Raw genomic sequence first — 21,973 nt, 5'->3', positions numbered from 1 at the left:
TTTATACTTATCAGACTTCTCTGCTCCTCATTTAAAACGTACAAACTGAATTCAGCATGCACAACCTTACATGGAGCGAAAAATGATTGACAAAAAACGAATTTTAATCGCCGACGACGACCGTAACGTACGCAAATTATTAACCATCCAGTTGGACAGGGCTGGTTACGAGGTAATCCTGGCAGATAATGGCCTGGAAGCAATTCGAATGCTCCGGGCCATGCCGCAGCCCCCCGACCTCATTCTGCTGGACCTTCTGATGCCGATGTACAGTGGATTGGATGTTTTGGAGAAGCTAAAGGAAACGTCTCCAACCATTCCGGTCATGCTCATGTCTGCGGTGGAGTTGCCAATTGCCAGACAGGTCGTTGTTTTATCGAACCCCATCCCCTACCTCGTCAAGCCGTTTGAATTGCCGGTGCTGTTAAAGAAAATTGAAACCCTGCTGCAACCGGTTTCAGTCATTGACTGAAACCAAATGGCCAATTAAAAAACCGCTAACTTACGCAAAGACGGACAACTACCAAACTCATCAGCTCATCTGCCCGCCCCGACAAGCGGGCTTTTTTGGCTCCAAAAAAATAGCCGAACGGCAAAACCATCCGGCTATTTACTAATAAATATAAGAGATCTCTCTTATACACCAGCTCAGTAACGAAAGACTGGTAAAAACGGGTTCCATTCGTCCGGTGAAAATGTAAATCCGGTCGGGCGGGCTTATTTCGACGGGTGAAAGAGCGGTTTTTATAATCGAAACCTGATGAAAACAGCTCGATCATGTTCAGTTAAATACTTATCTTGTGGCTAATTTAGACCCGATGGCGGGTATACAGCGCCGGCATTCCTGCGGGCTCGACCGAACCCATGTGACCATTAAGCTTAAAAATGCGTATCCCACCCACCAGCCCTGACAGCCTGGCCTTCTATTCACTCGTGATGAATGCCATGCCCGGCAAGCATCTGGTCTTTTTACCCGATGCGCCGAGCTACACCATTGCCGCCGTTTCCGACGAATACCTGGCCGCTTTCAGTCTGCAACGGGAAAATTTGGTGGGATTCAGTGTGTTCGACGTGTTCTTCGATGACGAGCAGAACCGGTCCAGTTCGGAGCAACTCCGCCAGTCGCTGGATCAGGTGCTTCTCACCAAACAGATCCATTCCATGTCCGACCAGCGGTTTCGGTGGCCCAATGCCGAAACCGGGGTGCTCGAGTGGCGCACCTGGCGACCGGTTAATAAACCGTTCGTGGGACCTGATCAGCAGGTAGCCGGTATCATTCATTCGGTGGAGGATATCACCAACTCCGTACAGCTCGTTGAGCTGACCGAGAGCAACCAGTATCTCCAAACCATTATCAACAGCTTTAAAGAACCCCTGCAGGTACTGAAACCTATTTTTGAGAATGGCCGGATCATTGACTTCCGCTTTAAACTGACCAATCAGGCCTACGCGTCGTATGCCAATGCCACTCCTGAACAATTGCAGGGGAAACGGGTGGGCGAGGTCTTTCCCGGCTATTTCGAAACCGAGAGCTTCACCAACCCGGTTATTACTTTTACAACCGGCGAGCCGCTCACCTTCGAGATTCATTACGATAAGGACGGGCTCGACCTGTACAATTTAATGAGTACGTCCAAGCTGGATGAGGAAGTCGTCCTCCATTTTACCGATTTCACGCGGTTAAGGCACTTGCAACTGCAGCTCGAAAGCAAGATCGACGAACTGAAAAGTTCCAACGACAGTTTGCAGCAATTTGCCTACGTGGCCTCCCACGATTTGCAGGAGCCACTCCGGAAGGTGCAGCAATTCGGCGATGTGCTCAAAACGCGATACAAAGATCAGCTCGGTGCTGGCGTTGAATATTTGGACCGCATGCAGCAGGCCACCAACCGCATGTCGACGCTGATCCAAGATCTGTTGACCTTCTCCCGGATTTCCACGCAGCGGGATACCAGCAAAACCGTGAACCTCAATGAGATAGTCGACGATGTTCAGTTTGATCTGGAACTGGTTATCAAGGAAGCCGGGGCGGTGGTGAGTACGGACCCGCTGCCAACGATTCCCGGCGATGCACTGCAACTCGGACAATTGTTTCAGAACCTGCTCAGCAATGCGCTGAAATTTCGCAAGGATGGCGTTGCGCCCGAAATTAAAGTTCGGTATCAAAAAGTGGCCGCCGTTCAGTTACCCACGGCGGTGGCCCCGGCCCGCAAAACCGCCTATTATCACCACATCGACGTGTCGGATAACGGAATCGGTTTTGAACAGCACTACACCGATCGTATTTTTCAGGTGTTTCAACGTCTGCACAATCGGAATAAATATGCCGGAACGGGCATTGGATTAGCCATCTGCGAGAAGGTCGTCGTCAATCACGGCGGTGCCATCACGGCCACCAGCCAGCTTCAAAAGGGAGCGACCTTTTCGGTTTTCCTGCCAACGAGCTAGCACCAGCCGTTCCTTCTCCGAACGGGTCAAAGGGATTTGCGCACGTTCAATTGCTCCGGTTTTCAATGGTGCACCCGGGACGTCAGGAGTTCGGCCGCTGGGGCGACAATAGCGTTTTTTATGCTGGCAGCACGACTTTACAATGCCGGAATGATCGTCCGTCGATGCCAGGGTGCATTATTATTACAGTGCGACCGGCAAAACAAAGCTGCTGGAAGTGGCTACCCGCTTCGCCAATTACATGAGCAGCCTCATGGTTCCCTATTTGCCCCAGCTCACAAGCAGCAACAGGTCGTCGATGGTTTTCTGGGTGAGATACAGTTTCAGTTCCGAGGTTGGTGTCGGGAGCGCTGCCGGGTCAATGACTCCAAACCGGAGGTTGCCCTGCTTAGCCGCCAGCGGGTATTTCGCATTGTTGTCGGGCTGACCGTCGAGGCTGAGTTTCCCGAACAGATCCACGCCATTTACGCCACTGCCGACTTTGGCGTAAGCGTCAATCCGCTTGACGCTTTGCAGATGCGCCTGGCTCCAGAACGGGTAGTGCTGGGGCTGGAACGTCAGCTTCAGTTCCGCCACCGTTGCGCCACTATTCAATGTCCCCCGGGCTTTGGCCCATTCCGTCGGGAACTCGTGCCGAACGGAAAATAACCGCACTGTTCCGGCGGCCGTCGAATCATCGATCCGCGATTTCAGATTGGCCAGGGCTTTGTTCCGCAGTTGATCACCGGCTTCGCGGGCCGTATATTTCAGGTGCAAAATAACGTCGCTGATGGTGTCGTAGTCGAATTGCGCCGGATCGTTCCGGCTGGGATCGGCGGGCAAAGCCAGTTGCCATTCGCTGACCGCTCCGGCGTTTTCGAAGGGCAAATACCGCTCGTCGCGGAGGTTCGTTTCGAACAACCCGCTGTCATTCTGCGCCGTACTGGTGACAATGGACTGCATACTGCCAAAGTAATCGCTAAACCGCTCGTCCTCCGCGTTTTCGCGGGCGTAATTGCCGTCGCGTAACAAAGCCGACCGGCGGATGCTGCTTTTCAGCAAGGTGAGGGTGCAATTGACACTGGCGTACGGACCGATGACGCAGGGAATGCTCAGCGCCACGGTTTTGATGCGCCGGAAATAGTGACCGGGACCGTCCATATCAAACAGTTCCTCTGGCAGGGAAATCGTACACCGACCCGTGGTGCGCAACTGCAACAGCGCCGTGGGATCAATCTGCAAAAGACTCACATTTTTGGTGAGTTCATACTCCCGCTGGTTGAGCTCCAGGTACGCCATTTCCATGCGTTTGATGTCCAGATAAAGCTTCTCGCCCGCCAATAGACCCTCTTTACCGGCCATGTACCCATATTGCAGGAAAGTCAGATCGGGTTTGCCCAGTTCATGCTGTAAGGCGCGTTCGGCTTTTTTCGCCACTTCGTACGCAAACTGAAAAACCGTGCCGTAAATGCCCCGCACTTCGCGTTTCAGCCAGGCATAAAACGCCTGATTGGTTTTTTTGCCGACCTTTTCGTTGGTCAGGAAATCTTCAATTTCGGCGGCATGCTGCATCTGCTTCTGGTGGTTCCGCCATTCCCGTTCCGCGATGCTCTCCCGGATTTGCGCAGCCCGGAGTTGTTTGAAAATCTGGTTGATTTCGCCCGCAATGGTGCCGCTCTGAAACGCCCATTCCTGTTCACGCCGGGCATACGAGCCGATTTTGGCCGCCCTTCCGGCTTCGTAGCTCAACCGGTCGGCGTAGGCCAGCGCCACCTCGGCCGCGTATTTCGACATCGCTGAAATTTTGGTGCCGCCCAGGGTCATATCGCCCCCCAGCCCCCAGAAATGAAGTTTTATGCCAAAATCCGGAATCAGGCTGGTGCCCTGAGCCGCCAGATTGAGAGCTTTAATCACGTCCTGAATGTCGCGCGCCAGACCCGATTTTTCCAACTCCTCGGCTTCGTGGCTGCTGACCATTTTCCCGCCTGAACTGCCCAGATCCTGCGCAATATCGATCGCGACGGGTCGGCGCTCCAGGCCGGGTTCAGCGGCTTTAAACTTGAATTTTGCCAGACTTTCGGCATCCAGTCCCTCCAGTTCCGGGATCGTAATGTCACTTTCCTGTTTGCCAAGCTGGCGTTCGTAGTAAACATACCGCTGCACCGCGTTGGCGAGCGAGGTTTCCAGCCCTTCCCGGTTTTTAATCGTCTCCTGCCACTGCGCGTATTTAACGGTTTCGGTCAGATCGAGTATCGCTTTTTCGTGCCGGGCGCGCAGAATAGCCAGAGCCTCATTGTCTTCTTTTTCAATGGCCGAAAGTAAGTTATTGCCCAGCGATTTGACTTCCTGGCAAATTTCACCGGCTTTTTGTGCCAGCAACTGAAACCGCACCAGCGACAGCGGCTGGTTAATGCCCGCAATAACCGTCCCAACGTCCAGCCCGGCCGCCGTAGCCCGTGCCAGCAAAGCCGGATCGATCGGTGGCTCGAACAAGGGAAGTTGCCGGAAAATCCCCTGCAGATTCAGGCTGTTGCGGATTTTGAATAACCGATCGGCCACCGTGTCCCAATAACTCATCAGCTTGTCGTTGCGCGGCACGCAGAAATACAGCGCGGTGCTGATGCTCCGCAAGGTGGCAAACTGCGCGTCCGCCCCGCCGGAGGTTGGAAAAGGGGTTAAATCGAACGGTATCTCGCTTTCGATTTTCTCCAGCGTATTGTCAAACTCGTCCCATTTTCCGCGTTTGCTGGCGTAGGTCAGGGGTGCGATGGTGCCTTTCTGGGGCACAGCCTGGGGTCGCTCGCCCAAAAGCAGGGAGGCCAGCACGTAAATCTGCGTGGCTTCGTTGATGGCTTCGCCGGTATCCTGCCGGAACAGGTCGTCGCCCCAGGCAATCAGATTGTCCAGGTACGCCATCACCGCCTTGAACATATACGCCGTCTGGCGATACCGCGCCACCAGGTGCGGCCGAAAAGGCGCATCTTTCCAGGCACCGATGCTGTTGACAGTATCCTGTTTCAACTGCGAATCGGCCCCGGATGACAGGTTGATCAGAATATCTTCGATCTGCCTGACTTCCGTAAACTGAAAAGGTTTCACCTTCCAGAATCGCTCCGGCGTCGGACCGTCGCTGCTGTCGGTAGGATCGAATATGAAGTGAAACCAGCGCTGAGCCTCTTCGTAACGCTGATTTTTGCTCAGGTTGACCGCAATGGCGAGCGGAATGTGGTAAAACAATTCCCAGTTGTAAACGGCATACGCCCCGCTGGAACTAAAGTCGAGGTCGCGGACCGGATAGGGCCGCTGCACCAGATCGGTTGGCCCGTAGCGGTCTTTGAAAAAATCCCGGAACAGCGTGGGCTGGGGCTTCCCGCCCAGCAACTGGACGTTGGTTCCTGCTGGTACATCCACGATCGCGGATTCCGTCAGCCGTCGCAGCATCCCGTCTTCTCCCGTAATAATCACGGCTTCGGGTAGCGTCACGGTCAGCACATCGGCCAGCGAAACCACGGTTTCAAGCGGAAGATCAGCGGTTTTTCCATCGGTCTGCACCACGCGGGTGCCCCGGTCAGTCCCCTGAGCGATGACGTTGCCGGGCAACGTAGCTTCATTCCCGTCCGCCAATTTGATTTTGACCGTTTCGGGCAAGGTAACTGTGATGACATCGGGCAGCGTAATGGCTTCAAATTTGCCGGGTTCTCCGGGTTTGGGCAGGTTCAGCGCCAGCCCCGCCGGAAGCGCCAGGCGAAAACTAAAGGGCAGGGTCAGGAACGTTCCGTCGGTGTTCTGAACATACTCCGTATCAGCAGCCTGCAGGCCCGACACCGACTTCTCGATCAGTCGTTTGCCCAGCTCGCGCACGTATGGATGAAAGTGTGAATAAAACCGGTACCGGACGGTGCGGGTCTGCGTCACGATGTGCCGCTCGCCCGTGATGGTTTCCACGCTTTTCTCCCAATTGTCCAGATACTTCGTCAGGGAGGCATCCAGTGAGCCATGAAAGACGGTCGAGGCATTCATAAATTGCGTCATCGGTTTGTTCCTCCTTTAAAGATTTAAATTATTTATACCCGAATTCCTGATGAGTTGAGCCGCCGAAAGGTCGCGAATGGCCCCCGAACGCCCGATCAGCGCGTCGCCAAACTTCACCGCGACATCCGGCTGGGTTAGGGCGTCCACGTTCGGTTTAAGCTGATGCAACGCGCCCGAATCAACAACGTCGAAATGGGGCGAAGCGTCGGGCAGGCGCAGGGCTTCCTGCTGGTATTTGGGCGGAATCGTTGGGCTAAGGGCGGGCGGGTTCAGCACATAATCCGCCCACTTTGATTTCTGAGACGGTCGGGTGATGGTATAGCCTTCCCATTTATCCACGGTGGTTTCCGTCAGCGACGGTTCAACGAAAAAAGTATAGAGATCGTCGGCGTAAAACACGGGGCTGATGAGCGGAGCAAACTCGGCATTCGGCAGCTTCATCTGGTTACTGCCCGGCAGAACCACATACGGACCACCGGTTTTTGACAAAATGGTTTGCGGGGCCGGTTGAGATGCCACCCGGTTTCCATCCGTCGTCACCACCTGTTGCACAAACGTGACCGACAGCGGCCCCGTGCCCTTAAACGTATTGAAAAACCGCGACTGATTCGAATACACCGACCGGGGCGGGGCCGCCATTGTTTCCGATTTTTGCGGCCGACTGTTCTTACTGACCACGTTAAAAGTCGGCGGGTACGAATTAATGCCGTGCAGGACAAGTTGAATCCGACCATCGGTTCCACCGTCGGCATCCGGAAACGTTGACACCGTAACAAACAACTGGCTGGGATTAAACGGTGGCGTATAATACACCAGGTTACCAAAACCGCCCGACTCCCGCACGGTCCACTCGCCCTGAAAATATTCCGACCAGTTGAGTTGAAAATCCAGGCAGCGCGTACCCGCCGACTGCGCCGTGGCAACGGTAGCCGCCACCAGATCGTTTAAAGCCATGCCTCCCAGGCTTCCCTTCGCATCCGTTTTGGCGCCCCCCGCCGATTCCTGCATTTTTTCGATGTAGGTCAGCCAGAACAAATGCAGCCGTTCGCGCCACATGACGGCCACGATGTGATCCCCTTCAATTTCGGTGTTCACCGGTTCCCAGGCCGTCCACATCTGATAGGCATACCGACGGTAGAAATACTGGCGCGGAGTCGCATACGTCCGGCCGATAACGTGCAGGGTGGGCGGACCAAACGGCTGTTCCTCGGTGTACATCGTTACGATCTCCAGCCGTGCCAGCTGGTCCAGTTTTTTCAGGTACACGTACAAGGCGTCTTCGGCCAACTGGTTGGTTACATCGCCCTGCAACAGACTGCCTTCCAGCTCTTTATAGAGATGGGTTTTGTCGTCGCGCCATTCCGGTTCCAGCCAGTTTTCCGGGTAAAGAAAAATTTTGCGGTTGGCTTCCCACACCCGGTACCGCTTCATCCAGGCCCAGTGCCGGGCGTTCAGAACCGACGGATGGACGCGAGGTTCGAGGTTGAGAAAACACCGCTGAATAAACGTTTGCAGAGACGAAATGGCCAGCCGCAAGCGGGAAGTCTGCACCACCGGTTCGGTGCCGGGGTCGATCAGGAAGTATTCGAACAACTTGTCAACGCTGACGAGTTCTTTGTTGAGCTGCCGGATATAAGCCACCAGCGCATCGCGTTTGGCCTGCCGCAGCGGATCGAAAATGGCTTTGGCGATGCGCTGCCAGGTTTCCGGTTCGAAACGCGCTTTGACGGCGTTGCGCACGTTGGCCGCTACGGCCGCATCCGGCCGAACGGTGAGCCAGGTTTTGAGCGCCTTCATCGACACCCCAAACTTCTCGACAATCTGGAGGGCCTGCCAAAGGCGTTCCATCTGGGCTTCGTCGGCCAGTTTTTCAAATTCCGTCAGTTGCAACTCATTCGCCACTTCATGCACCAGTTCGGGAGTCCGCCTGGTCAGCGATGCGATGCGATTGTGCAGTTCTTCGACCGTCTCCGTTTTCAAGCGGGCGTTTTCAAACAGCGTAATGAGCTCGTCTCCCCCCACATCGCGCCGGAACGCGGAATACCCCAGCAATTGCAACCAACTGGTAAACAGGGAAATAACGGATTTAACAGCATCCTCTTGGTTGATATCGACGGTTTTTGTCGGTAACAACCGCCAGTTTACCTGTCCAAAATCGGCCGGATTTGCCAGAATGTGACGCACATCCCGTTCGCTTAATCCAAGTCCCTGTGTCAGTCTGAGGGCTTTCGCCAGCAAGGTATACGCATCCGTTGCCCGGCTGATTTCGGTTTGGGGCAGCCACAGCAACGGGCTGGAATCCAGCTCGGTTTTGGGCGTTGTTTCGCCTTTGACCCGCAACGAAAATGATCCGTTTTGCAAATTTCCCGCTACCCAGGTAAAGGCATAAACCGTACCCGCCGACAGTTCTACAAAACCGCTCCATTCGTCCTTTTCCTTACTGGCCGTTGCGTCCAGAACGGGCTTTGGTATGCCGTCGAAACGTAGGGAAACTGTAGCATCTTTCTTGCCCAGCAGGGCGTAAAAACGGTAGGCACCACTTTGCGGAACTTCCAGAAAGCCCCGCCAGCGAGCGCTGTTGAGGTTGTCCGCATCTTTTATTTCCACCTTCGAAACCCGCGTTTTACTTTTCGGAACACCGCTCAGATCGGCCGACTCAAAGAGTTCGGCAGTTAGGCCGCGCTTGCCTAAAGCCCCCAAATGCGTCAGCAGCGGTTCGTCAGCGGCTTCGGGAATGGACAGAAAACCGCTGTTGGTCAGGAGGGTTTCGATCAGGGTTGGATCGCCACCGGTTTGGGCAGCCATCGCCCGCAAAACGGTCTGGCGGATCAGCCGGTTTCGCAGAAAGGGCAGAATTTTTCCGAGTAATTGCAGCCGTTTGCCCGCCGTTGCCGCCCCGGCAAAATCGCCGAATTTCAGGAAGCCGTCGAAATAGTTGTCAAAAAACGCTCCGAAAAGCTGATCGGATTTGTCCTTAATTTCCTGAAGAAGCGCCGAAAAAAGCTGCCGCGCGGCCACCGCTTCGACCTGCTCAGGTGCGGGTTCCGGAATTTGCGCCAGCAATGCAGCCATGCCGGTTTCGGTCAGCACGCCCACGTGCACCACCTGCTGCACCTGACGGGCTTCGTCGTAGGAAACGCTCACGCCATTTTTTCCGTAAATCGCGGCCGACAGGCGGTTTTTGGGTAGCACACCTTCCTGCGTTGCGCTGTAGGGAAAGGTATTCTGCCAGAAAACCATAAACCGCTCCACCACATCAGGGGCAAAGACGAGGGCCATTTTCTGCCGCAGCGCGTCATCGGTCACACTGTCCGCATCGGTCGGAACGGCATAATCGGTTTCCACACCCGCCAGATCGGTGGCTAATGGCCGAATCCAGGCCAGTTGGTCACTTTCGCTGACCTGATACGGCCCGAGGGCATCAAACCGGTGTCGGAACAGATACTCGAGGTCGCTGATGGTAAAATTGCTGGTTTTCAGCTGTTGTGCGACCCGTACGAAGGGCAGCGTGTGCTGAAGCGGAAAATCGTCTTTTACGTCCGTCAGTTCCGTGGGAATCAACGGGCGGAAAGGGTCCAGACCGCTCAGGGTTTTCAGGCCAATTAACTCGCTGATCGTGAGTTTCAACCCTTTCGCCAGCAAACCATACCGATACAGCAGCGAAACATTGGCCAGCGTCAAAGTAGCCTTATCGACACCGCTTTCGTCACCGGTATTGCCATCCGCCAGAATCCGGGAAATTTCGTTAGCGGTCAGCGTGAGGGCGGCTTGCAGAGCGGGCAAATGATCCCGCAGCGGAACACCCGGTTTGCTGAGGTACTGGCCCAGCGGATCGTCAAAAACCGCATCTTCTTTCAGGATAGTGCGGGTCAGGAAAGTCTGCGCGTACAGCGAATTTTTTCCCTGAGTCGGCAGATTTCGCCAGAGCGTCAGCAGTTTAATCCGGCTGTTTTTGCCCAGACTAACGAGTCCGTTCAGTTCTTCCAGATGGGCCAGATACACCAGCGCGGTCTGCATGGCTTTGCCCAGCGTTGTGTCCGTGAGCGCCCCATTTTCCGGCAGAAAAGCCGTCAGGGCGCGGTCGGTTTCCTCTATGGTCCAGCCCAGTCGCTTCCACAGACGAACAAATAAATTGATTTTTACGAACTCAATGGGAGCCAGATCGGCTTCGACCGCATCCACGTAACACACGGTGGTTTCCTCGAAACTGGAACCGGACGCATCGGGGTCGCGCAGCACCAGAATTCTGTCGAACCGGTTTTGATCCCAGGCGTCCGTGAGCCATTGTTCTGCATCGAAATCCGGCTTGAACGCTTCGGTCAGTTGCGCCAGCCGGCTTTTCAGTTCGTCAACTTCCTCATCCGTAAGCGGTTTGTAACCCACTTTTTTCTTGTACCGAAACACCTCGTTCACTTCCAGTTTGAGCTTTCGGAGCGTAACCAGCTCGTCCAGTTTCGGATTGATGAACGACGTTTTAATCAATTCTGTCAGCTCTTTATAACTGAGCCCGAGTTTCCGGGAAAGGGTTTTGGCCGACTTCAGTTCCGCCAGCGCCAACGCTTCCTCACCCGCTTCATAACCGTATAATTTCTGCCAGTCGGTCAGATCGGGAGCCGTAAAAATGGCGTATTCGTCGGCGGAAAGGTGCAGGTATTCCGCAAAAATCTGAGACCGATAATAGGCTTTCGGATCGACGGCCGGAGCAAACAGCTCATTACTCGGCCGAAAAACATCCAGCAGTTGCCAGAACGGGGTTTCAAAATAATCACAAAACCGGCGCACGGTTTCCAGCCACAAATCGAAGGGCAGATTCAGCGGGTAGCGGGCGGTTTTCAGGGTATCATACGCCTGCGGAATCAAGTTGTGCGGCTCCGCCATCAGTTCCGCCGAAGTGGCATCGCCGGTATCGTAAGCCGCTTTTTCATCCAGGGATTGGTGAGCCACGTAATACTCCAGAATCTCGTTAACGAGGTCGATGTACGGCAGGGCAGTATTCGTATTTTCGCAGGTTAGCGCCAGATGTGGCAAATCCGGCCGACGCGCGACCAGCGCATCGTACGGTTTCAGAAACTTGTAGTCCGGGCCGTCATACGCCTTTTTGTTGTGCTTTTCTTTCCAATCCGCCAGAGTGTGCTCCCAATCGGCGTTGGACGGATCAATAAAACGCAGCAAATCAACCAGATAAGCCGCCGGACTAAGTACGGAGCGGCATTGTTCACACTCGCAGAAATCCAGTGTCCCAAACAGCGACTCCATCGTTGGGTATTCTTTCAGTACCGCTTTCAGGTTTTCTTTCGATTGCTGATGCCGGTCGGCCGAGCCCGAAATGGCCAGGAGGGGCGGAGTGGTTTCGACTTTTTTAGCCAGGGTGTAGATATTGAACGAAACCGACGAAATCTGCACGCTCTTGTCGTACACGGTTTCGGTGGTTTTGCGCGAGCCAAACCGCTCCCAATACCGCTCCACAAATTCGTTGCGGGCTATGGCCACCACCTGCCGGGCGGAGGTAAATCCCAAATCCAGCAGGGTCGTCATGGCTTCGTCGTTCGGCGTCATCTGGTACGCCCGCGTCAGCAGTTTGGCGCCCTGCTCGGCCTTTAGTTTATCGGCTTCCGACACGCCTTCAAACACGGTTTCGCCATTTTGCTTCAGGAATTGATCGACCGGCGTGCGCCCGAGCTGGAAGCCTTTGCCGACGGCGGTTTTCAGAAAATTCTGAACGGGCTCCTTCAATTCGGCGTGCTGACCGCCCATCTTCAACTCGTCGTTTTGCAGCATCCGGCTCACCACCTGCGTCGGGAAACTCTGCCGCACCTGTTTCGCCAGTTGCTCGGAATAAGCATCCAGCCGATCTGTTAAAACCGGTTGTGCGTAGGCCGACGGAATCAGTTTGGCCAGCTTGTCGGGATTAACCACGCCCTCGTCGGTTGCCAGGGCGTTCAGGCGGTTTACCCACTCTTCTTTTCGGTATAAGTCCTTCTCCACCAGTGTCTCCAATTGTTCGGGCGAAGGGATTTCCGCTTGCAGGGATTCGGTCAGGGGGGCGTTGTTCAGGGTCAGATACGCCAGTTTACCCTGTACTTGCAGACTGGAAATGTCGCCCTCCGGAATGCCCTGCGCCCTGGCTGCCGACCACAGACTGGCGTCGTCGCCCTCGTGCATCAGCACCAGTTTTTCGAAAGCCGGTTTGAGATCGTCCCCGATCCGGGCTTTGTCCAGCAGGTCCCCCACACTCGACAACGCGCCCGGCACGACGGTCTGACGCCGGGTGTTGAGCGCAAAGGTTTCAAAACCGGTTTTGGCCGCAGTTAGCTGATCCGCATCGAGGGCAATAACGCCAACTTCGTTGGCGCGCGTCAGGGCGGTTTCAAAGGCCGCCGGGCTGACCTGTGCCAGTGCTTCAGGATCGTCGGGCAAACCGGCCCGGATGACGCCATACAGCGCGTCGTGTGCAATTCCGCTCACCGCGTTCGCTTTCGCCGACTGCGCAGCCGCCACAATCAGCCGGGCGTCCCAGTCGCTGGACTGGTGCAGCAGCGACACATCCGGGCGATCGTCGTTTTCTCGGGCCAGTGCCAGTTTTCCCAAATCGTCGCCCACGACTTTTGCCAGGTCATTCCCCAGCAATTTAAACTCCGTGGCCTGCGTCTGAATGGCTGCGGGTGCCACCAGATTGATAACCGCCGTTCGGTCGATTTTCACCTTGGGAGTCGATAACCGCACCTCGCTCCCATTGCCATCCAGCGCGCGCACTTCGGCATTGACCGCGACGCCGGTTACCGGATATTCAAACGAATAAAACCCCAGCGCGTCGGTTTCGGCAGCGCCCAGGCCCTCTTCCTGATCGGCGAAACCCTTGTTGACGAAACGGAGCTTCACGTTGGCCGCTGGTAATCCGTTCTCCATCAGAATCCGCCCTTCAATCCGGCCGGGGCGATTGGCATTCCCGACCGCAATGTCGAGGGCGTTGCGTGTCGCTTCGTCCAGAATTCCCGTCCGGGACAAATTATACTTGGCCTGTACCTGCAACAACAAGTCGCGCGTTCCCACACCAAAAACCGCATCGGCAGTTTCGTTCTGCGGCAGGCTCAGACCGAGGCTCGTCAGCTGATCGTGCAGGGCTTTTACCGGTTCACCCCGCATGTGGAGGGAAACCGGCGTCACCGGCCCGAGCTTGCCAATTTTCGAGTCGATCGTTTCCAGGTGGTGCGTATCCAGGCTGATGGCGCTCAGCGTCTGGCCCTGCAACTCCAGCGTTCGCACCACCTCCAGCAAGCTCCCATTCCCCTCATCCAGCATACCCAACTGGCGTAACAGGTTGTTGATAGCCAGGGCGGTTTGCTCATCGATCCGGCCGCTGCGCTCGAATTGATTCTGCCGTTGAAAAAGGGAAACCGCTTTGGCCGTCGCATCGCCGTAGGTCTGCGACTGTCGCTCCTCCGTGATCCCGGCGGCCAGTTCGCGCCGGGCGCCCGCATCATCCGGAAGAATGAAACCTCTGTCGAGGAAAAGAAGCAGCGCATCCTGCAGAAAGCTGACCGAAGCGCTCCGGCTGCCCGGTTCAAGCGGAAAGACGATTTTATTCATGATCTCAATTCAGTAATATTGGTTAGGGATTTGGGTATTCTATCAGAACGAGTGACCCAGGCCAACGCCCAACTGGTATCCTTTGATCTCTCCGCCCATAAAATCCTTGATGGTGTACGGTTTTCCAAAAAAGTCAATGGACCAGGCGGGCTGCAGCGGTTTGGCGGTTTTGGGTTCGTCGGCCAACGGTTTTTCATCCGGTTTCGGCTTCACTTCCGTGCCCTCTCCCCCTTCCGGCTTATCGTCCTTCGGTGCCAGTTTCGACAAACTTTTCACGCCTTTGAGCGCGTCCGTAACGGTTTTATCACCCACCATATCCGGGGCGTTTTTTACAAAATTGTTGCTGTACTTCCCGAGGGCATCGCCCGCCTTGCTGATTTGATCGACGCCATCCGTAACGTCCTGGTCAGACGGCAAATCTTTCGGAGTTCCGTGCGACAACTTGAGGTGAAATTCCCCCGTCGTATCACCGCTTACCGAGAACTGGTTTCCGCCCCCTAGCCGAACTTTGGCTTCGGCGCTCAATTTGGCGTCAAAATCCCAGGTCAGTTTGAAGGATACGTCGCCCCGGTTCGTTTCTAACGACACGTCTGTTCCCAGCTTGTAAGTGGTGTTGGTCTTGCCTTCCATCCGTTTGAGCGAGATGGACGGATCGGTCAGGTCCAGGGTTCCCTTGTTTTCCACACTGCCAAACTCGGTAGACAGTTTAGGCAGGGAAAAGCTGGGGTCTTCCGGCGCAGGAGGAGCTTCCGGCAAGTCACCGGGCAGCGGTTTTCCCGACGAAGACAACGGCAAACAACGGGGATCAACCACCTTCGGTCGGCTGCGTAATGCGCTGGGATCGAACAGATTCAGGTCCGGTTTTTTATCCGGCGGTTTATAGTCGCTCAGCGAGGTGCGGTTTTTCATCTGCGCCCGAAAACTATCGCCCACTTTATCCCGCATTTTTTCCTCCGAGGTGCGCGAATCGAGCAGATCAACCCGGGGCCGTGCCTGTTTGCCCGTCGGATCGATCAGTTTGATCGGATTATTGCCGACATACCAGTAAACATTCAATCCATCCGCCGTCCCAATCGGGTCGCAGCTTGTCCACCGGCCCAGCCAGGGCGTGTAATACCGGGCGCCGTGGTAATACAACCCGCTTTCTTCATCCCGTTCCTTGCCGGTAAACCGGTAGCGTTTGGGCGTTTCGGTCCGGTTTCGCCGGGCCTGGTAAGCCGTGCTGCCAAAGGGATAATATTCTTCGTAGGAAATGATCTGCGCCTGATCATCCAGTTCCAAAACCGCCGAACTCAGGTGATTAGCCGCCTGATAGCGGTACAACGGACCGGTTCCGAGATTGGCATTGTCGGTCGTCAGCACGTCGTCTACGAGCAAAATCCGCTGACTTCCTTCCATCAGGTGGTTGCTTTCAATTTCCTCCACCAGCGTTCCATTCCGCGTTTTGCGGTAGATTTCCAGCCCGCCCAGATCAATGCGTTCTTCCACCATGCCGCCCTGCCGTTCCAGCCGCTTGCGGGTACGTTGTTTGTCCGAGTCATAGGTGTAATAAGCCCGGCCACCGCCTTCCAGATCCAGAAAAGCGATCATGTCCCGGTGATTCCAGCGGACGGACTGCGCCGGAGCGTTCCTGCTCAGATTGAGCAGATTACCGTGCGAATCGTAGCGATACGAAACCGTGTTGGCGGCATTGTTGCCGACCAGCGAGGTGCTTAAGCGATTGCTGGCCGGGTCGTAATCGTACGTGCGCGTCCAGCCTTCCGCGACACCCGCCACGTGCCGCACCCGCCCGATGTTACCGACGGAATCGTAGCGGTATTCCTCCGTATACGAACGCAGGGCGTCGGGCGCGACCACGGGAAAGGCCAGTCCGACCGGCGATTCGTCAAACTGTTCCGTTACTCCGGCGGTGCCGTTTTCCCGCCCGGTCGCCATCACCAATTGGTACAGCGCATCGTAGGTATACTGGCTAACCGCTTCGACAAGCTGGTTTTTGAAGAACGCCGGTTCGTAGGCGTCATCGCGAATTTCGGTGACGTTGCCCACCGGATCGTAGGTGTAGAGCAGGTTTTGCAGAACATTCGCGTCCTTCAGGCCATTGGGCTGATTCGGAAAAACCGGATCAAAACCGGGTCGCGTCGTTCGGAGTTGCAGCAGGCGGAAAGTTTCCGGGTCGTACTGGTAGCGCGTAACCGCCCGATTGCCCGTTTCCAGTCGTTGTTTCTGCCCCTTGGCGTCGTATTGAAGCAGCCGGATCGGCGTCGTCCGCTGCGCACCCGGCCCTTCGGTGTAGCCCTCGGCGGTTTTTGTCGCCCGAATGACGAGCTCTTCCCGGACCAGTAAACCGCGCGGATTGTAGGCAGGCTCATACACGGCCAAGCGGCTATTGGGCTCCAGGCGGTGCCAATTGAAAAGCCGGGTCATCCGGTTGAGCGCATCGTATTCCGTCATTTTGACAAACGTTTCGGTTTCGAGAACCGCCGTCGCGGACCCCGCTTTCCAGTCGACAACCGGCGCTTTGACGGCCGCGGCCAACTGACGGCGCAACTCCAGCGGGTTCCCTTTAAAATCCAGCCGATCCACCTGTTTCAGCCCGCTTCCGTCCCGGTGCTGGTACAATTGTCCGCACAGATTACGCGCCTGCGCATCAGCCAGGTTCGGATTGTCCAGCGTATCGATAAAAACCGACTGATCAATGAGTTGGGGCGACTCGTTATTGATAGTGAGCCACAGTTCCACCGGCCGGAGCAGCGAGTCATAGCGCGTGAAGAATGCCCGGTTTTCAATCTGTCCCGCACCGGCTTCGTCCTGCCGCTCGTTCAAATCCCAGCTTAGCATGGTTTTTCCCGCAGCGTTGTTCAACGTCCAGCGGTCACCGCCATCCATGCTGTGCTGAAACAGCAGATTTCCGGCGACGTCGTAACAAGGCACAAAACCGGCAACGGGGTCAGCCACCTGGTTGGCCGGAACCGCCGGGGCCAGGTATTGCATCACGAGGTTGTTACGGGCGTCGCGAATCCAGAGCGGTTTTCCTTCGGCATCCAGTTTGGTGAAGGTCACGTATTTCTCATCATCGAGCCCTCCGGCGGCATTTCGGACGCGGTTATGGGCAATGCTGACCACTTCCCGCCCCAAACTATCGAACAGGGTCAGTGCGGGCGTATCGGCGTGTTCGGCGGCCAGTTGCGCGGCCCGCTTTTCCTCCGGGCTGGCCGTAGCGGCCGTTTTACGGGCTCGCCAGGCATTTCCGGCTTCCATTACCGTATCGTTCCGGTCGAAAATACGGCTGTGCCAGGGGGAAAATTCCACCCGGCTCAAACTGCCGTCGGGCATTTCCGTCCGCACGGTTCGGCCCAGCGAATCGTAATAAATAATCGACGTAACGCCGACTTCGGGCGGCTCTTCAAACCGGTGGCCCACCGCTGGCGGACAGAAATACGGTTCGTACTGCTTGACGGGCTTGTTTTTGTTGTTGAAAATGGTTTTGCCGGTGGCAATCCAGCGGAGCGGTTGTCCGGCGGTTTCGGGTTCCGCCTGCACTTTTTTTACTACCACCGCCCCCGCTCCGTCCGAATATTCGAAAGCAATCTGCAACGGACTTTGCGCACCCGGCGCCAACTGACTGAGGTGCCGTTCCCGCAAAATACCGCAGGAACAGGCCGGATGCTGCCCCCAGCGAACGACGGTATTGCCATCGGGAAGCGTTTCGACGGTTTCGCCCAGGTAATACAAATGCCGACCGGTGGCATTGCCCAGCCAGCTACGCGCCTGCGCTTCGTCCAGATCGGATTGATCGAAAAACCGGGCCAGGTCGGCTGACGAAGGGTTGGCCAGCGCGTCGGTAAAACCGGTCAGATTGTCGCCCTCATTGCCTTTGCCCCGGAGAGCTACTGCCGTCGGAAGACCCAGAATATCAAAGTAGACTTCCGAAAAGTTATTGTTAATATCCTGAATTTCAAGCGGTGCCAGCACCCGAAAATCGAACCTGGTAACGCGGGTCGTATTCCCCCGGGCGTCGGTGCTGGACTGAACAAACAGGTCGTACTTCCCATCGTATTGCAGCGTGGTGATGTTGCCGAACGGGTCGGCGTAGTTTTCCGGCAGGAAAAAATGCTGAGCCGCGTCGGGGGCAAAACCGGCCATTCCCGAGCGAATCCAATACTGGCCCGAGGTATCGGTTCCGGCAAACCGCCCGGCCAGAGCCGCCCCGCTGAGGTAACCGCTCACCCGGGCGTCCTGCACCAGCATCCGGGCCGTGGCGGCCTCCCCCGCCGGTTGGTCCAGCCTGTTGCCGTCGGCCGTGCTGAAAACCGCATCCAGCAGCGAATCGGTCAGCGCGAGGGTGTAGGTTTCGTACGGCAACCCGAGTCGACCTATTTTCCCCAACGCAAGGGGCGCCGTTAAAACCGCTGCATCGTCTTTGAAAAAGAGCATCCGAACGTGCTCGACCAAGCGTTTCTGCGGGGTGTTCCCAGTTACCAACTGGTGATAATCCAACTCACTAATCAATTTACTCTCAGCCTGATGCACGAAGCTGAGCCGGTATTCTTTCCATTCCTGCAGGCTGAAATAAAGACCGGTTTTGGGTTTTACCCCGCCCAGCTCGTAAGTCAGGATTTCGCAGGGCTGCCGCAACCGATAGTGATCGGGATCGTTGGAATCGTAATCGTCCGTATACCGGTTTTCCGTGTAGGATAAATGGGTTTCCTGCTGCACATTCCGGATGCGCGTCAGCGTTTCCGCCTTCAGCGAGTCATCCTGATGCTGCCCCAAACGCGGATAAGCGATGGCGATGGATTGCAGTACATTGCCGTAATCATCGTAGCGAAGGTTGAGCGAATGCGCAATGCGCGGGTCCGGCCGCAAAACCGGTCCGGTCAGATTCAGCTCGTACTGGTAGGTGATGGCTTCACTTTCGGTCACCAGAAAAACCGCATGCCGGTTTCCTCCCTGCGCTTGCAGACGCCGGATGTGGCAATTGTGGTATGCCGTGGTAAAAATCTTCGTGGGTCGGTGCTCGCCCAGAACCAGCGTATCCAGATCGAGTTCGTAGACTTCCTGCCGCAGCAACATTCCCTTGCAGGCGCGCAAAGCCTGCCGCCATTCTTCGGCGCTGAGGTTCCCGGCCACCAAATCCGGCTCCGGCAACTCGTTTTCCTGAAAACCGCCCCAATCAATCTCGCCCGGATGCGCTTCACGCCAGTTTTTCGGAAAATATTCGGAAGCAAACTGGTTTAAAACGGTGCGCCGGTCGACGGGTGCGCCGGTGTGATACCAGGTGACGGTTTTGACGGGAGGCTGATACAGCGTTTTGTCGTTCGTGATGTACGGACTGGCCGCATTGCCCGACTCGAAAGTCCCATACGACTCACTATCAAGCTGTTCGACCCGGCCAAACCCCCGGAATTCACGTTCAACGCCGTCAAAATAGCCGTGGTGGTAGGAATAGGTCGTTGAGAAAGCCGTCTGACGCCACTGATCCGAAACCGTCACCTTCTCCACGCAGTGAACCGGAAACGGCAGGCGCGTTATCCACGGTTTGCCCGCCTGTTTATCTTTCCGATAAAATTTGGTCGACGGCGCATAGGCAATCGTCGTTTCCGCCCCCAGGTTATTCCTGATTTTGACCAGCAGGTGCGGTTTATGCCCGCCCATCAGGTCGATGTAGCGCATCGAACGTCGCTGATCGTTCGACAGTGGTGAAGACCAGACCAGACAGGCCGTACCGTTGCCGAGCAGATCGAAGGTGGTAACGGCGGAAAGGTTATCGACGCGGGGAAACTGGCTCAGTCGGCGCGGGGCGCTCCAGCCGTTGCCCGATTCATTGAAGTACAGCGAAACGTGATCCCGCCCCAGGTAAATCAGGTCGCTCTGGCCGGAACCGTCGATGTCGGCCAGCCGGATGCGTTGCTGGCTGAACTGATCCGGCGTATCGAACCAGGGCGAATTATCCATCGTCACTTTCGCGCCAAACCGGCCATAACCCAGATTCGGCCAGTAACAAATTTCTCCGTTCTGAATCCGCACCAGGTCCGTCAGGCCGTCCCCGCACATATCGGCGAGGTAGATGCTTTGGGTGCCATCGGCAAATACCAGACGCGGGCCAAGCTCCTCATCCAGCGACTGGTTGGTTCGCCGGGCGGAGTCAAAACCGTCTTCAGCCCGCGACGGATACCAGGTAAAAACCTGATCTTCCGCAATGAGGACATCGGCGTGTCCGTCGCCGTTCAAATCCACAAAACGCAGATTGGGCTGGCCCCAGGGAATGTTGGGCAGGGACGGAAAAGACCGGAAAGGCTCCCAGTTCTGGTCGGTGGTCCGTTCGTAAAAACCGGGCGTTGTCCCGCCAAAATCCGCCAGATCGAGCTGCCCATCGCCCGCCAGATCAAGTAGTTGCTGCCGACCGCCCGACAAAGAAGCCAGCGACGGCCGCGCCAGCACGCTTTCCATTGGCCCCAACTGACCGTCGCCGAGATTCGGTTTATAAAACCAGCCGCCCGCCTGTTCGGTTAGAATACCCGACAATCCTTCACCGTCCAGATCGACCCACTGGTACTGGACGCCATCCAGACCGTCCGGCAGATTTTCCAGGCTTTCGGCATCGACCTCCCGGATATCTTCCTGAATTTCAGGCTGGCTGTAGAAAAACTCAAGCGGTGGCAGCGATTTTTTGAGGTAACCACCCTCGGCGGCCCGTTTATAATTGAGCTGGGTAATGGAGGAAATAAATGAAAAAACCGACCGGTTTTGGTGTTCGGAACCGGGCTTTTCGGCGGTAGTCTGGTACCGGAAATTCGTCGAACGCACCAGGCAATTCGCCCCGGTTTCGGCCGACTCTTCTGGAAAATGGTGAAACATCAGGACGCGCTGGCACAACCGGTAGGTCCGGACTTCAAAGCCCGCGCGGTAAGTCGAGAATGGGTCCGTTCGGCAGAGCCATTCGCCGGAGTCGGTCGGCAGCGGTTTTTCGTCATCATGCTCGCCATAATCGAAAACCGCTTCGAACAGCCATCCGGCATTCTGAATCTGGGCGGGCGACAGAAAACGGGGGCGTTTGGCGTCTGCATCCAGCAGGCTGACGCGGTTTCCGTACCGGATTCGCTTGACGTACCGGTTGGTTTTCCGGCGTTTATCCGACCGGTTGCCCCGGTTGCTTTCGTGGGCCAGCGTCAGGTCAAGTTGCGCGCCGTCTTCCGGCTTATACTCATACAAAATGCCGTTGCCTTTATCGTCGCGCGTTTCGCAGATGAGCCAGCTAAAAATGTGTTGGGGGTCTGCGGGGTCGGTTATCCGGGAATTTTCAGTCAGCCCGTAAACCGTCAGGACATTGTCTTTGGAAAACGATCGCCAGTGAACATCGCCGGTGGTTTGGTTCATCCAGCGCTCGATGCGGGCAAAAAGCCCTTCGGTGCGGGGGCGATACCGCTCAATCCGAAAGCCGGGAATGCGCTCATCGACCAGCCGTTTGCCGTCCGGTCCCAGCACCGGCACCAGATCCTCCGCACCCGCCAGCATGAACACATCCGACTCCTCAGCGTCGGCGTAGCGGGGCAATCCTTTATCGGTTTTTCGGGTAATGGACGGGAGCGCCAGGTTCCAACCCATGCCAAAGGGGCCATTGCCGGCACCGGAATCGTAGGAAAGCGAAAGCTGGGGGCCAAATCCGGATCGGCCGGGACTGACCGCGAGGGGAACGCTGATGGATCCGGTTCCGGTGACCGGGTTGGCAGCAAATTTTTCGCCGATCCCGTGAATCGCTCCCCCTCCTTTGGGCAAGGAAATGGTCGGGACCGACAGTCCTTCTTTGCTTTTAGTTGTGCTTTCCATTTGACCGTCCGCTTGAAAGGTTTGTCCGCACTCAATTCATTTGAAAGGTAAAAATATTTCCCTCAACTCATTCAAACCGGCCGCGTCCGGAGGTAGCTCC

5 protein-coding genes are annotated in these 21,973 nt (G+C 56.1%); 2 read left to right on the top strand and 3 right to left on the bottom strand.

Translation table 11 applies throughout. The features are described from left to right. The first annotated feature begins 82 nt into the window (after nucleotides 1–82). Together GJJ30_RS26110 and GJJ30_RS26105 are read left to right on the top strand one after the other, a co-directional pair. The gene (locus GJJ30_RS26110) at nucleotides 83–472 is read left to right on the top strand and encodes a response regulator (RefSeq protein WP_205880619.1); all 390 of its coding nucleotides are present in this window, start codon (nucleotides 83–85) and stop codon (nucleotides 470–472) included. Nucleotides 473–885: 413 nt separating this feature from the next. After that, nucleotides 886–2,448 (top strand): sensor histidine kinase, encoded by a 1,563-nt coding sequence (locus GJJ30_RS26105; RefSeq protein ID WP_229313420.1) that lies wholly within the window; start codon nucleotides 886–888, stop codon nucleotides 2,446–2,448. 261 nt (nucleotides 2,449–2,709) lie between these two features. Here GJJ30_RS26105 and GJJ30_RS26100 read toward each other — a convergent pair whose 3' ends face one another. Genes GJJ30_RS26100 through GJJ30_RS26090 form a run of 3 tightly spaced genes read right to left on the bottom strand, consistent with a single transcriptional unit; the run spans nucleotide 2,710 to nucleotide 21,873 of the window. Beyond that, entirely contained in the window at nucleotides 2,710–6,447 is a 3,738-nt protein-coding gene (locus tag GJJ30_RS26100; RefSeq protein ID WP_154178105.1) for a Tc toxin subunit A-related protein, read from the bottom strand. Nucleotides 6,448–6,474: 27 nt separating this feature from the next. After that, nucleotides 6,475–14,046 carry a neuraminidase-like domain-containing protein gene (locus GJJ30_RS26095; protein WP_154178104.1) on the bottom strand — a complete coding sequence of 2,524 codons (7,572 nt, stop codon included), beginning with the start codon at nucleotides 14,044–14,046 and terminating at the stop codon, nucleotides 6,475–6,477. 42 nt (nucleotides 14,047–14,088) lie between these two features. After that, nucleotides 14,089–21,873, bottom strand: a complete 7,785-nt coding sequence (locus GJJ30_RS26090) for a SpvB/TcaC N-terminal domain-containing protein (RefSeq protein WP_154178103.1) — start codon at nucleotides 21,871–21,873, stop codon at nucleotides 14,089–14,091. Between the last annotated feature and the right edge of the window lie 100 nt (nucleotides 21,874–21,973).

It is taken from the genome of Larkinella terrae (assembly GCF_009668025.1).
Taxonomy (GTDB): Bacteria; Bacteroidota; Bacteroidia; order Cytophagales; family Spirosomataceae; genus Larkinella; species Larkinella terrae.
The sequence above is the reverse complement of the archived record's forward strand: the minus strand, read 5'-3'. Positions and strand labels throughout refer to the sequence as shown.

What these genes read in the sequence shown, in the direction of transcription:
- GJJ30_RS26110 (WP_205880619.1), top strand. Translation starts at nt 83, where the DNA reads ATGATTGACAAAAAACGAATTTTAATCGCCGACGACGACCGTAACGTA.
- GJJ30_RS26105 (WP_229313420.1), top strand. Translation starts at nt 886, where the DNA reads ATGCGTATCCCACCCACCAGCCCTGACAGCCTGGCCTTCTATTCACTC.
- GJJ30_RS26100 (WP_154178105.1), bottom strand. Translation starts at nt 6,447, where the DNA reads ATGAATGCCTCGACCGTCTTTCATGGCTCACTGGATGCCTCCCTGACG.
- GJJ30_RS26095 (WP_154178104.1), bottom strand. Translation starts at nt 14,046, where the DNA reads ATGAATAAAATCGTCTTTCCGCTTGAACCGGGCAGCCGGAGCGCTTCG.
- GJJ30_RS26090 (WP_154178103.1), bottom strand. Translation starts at nt 21,873, where the DNA reads ATGGAAAGCACAACTAAAAGCAAAGAAGGACTGTCGGTCCCGACCATT.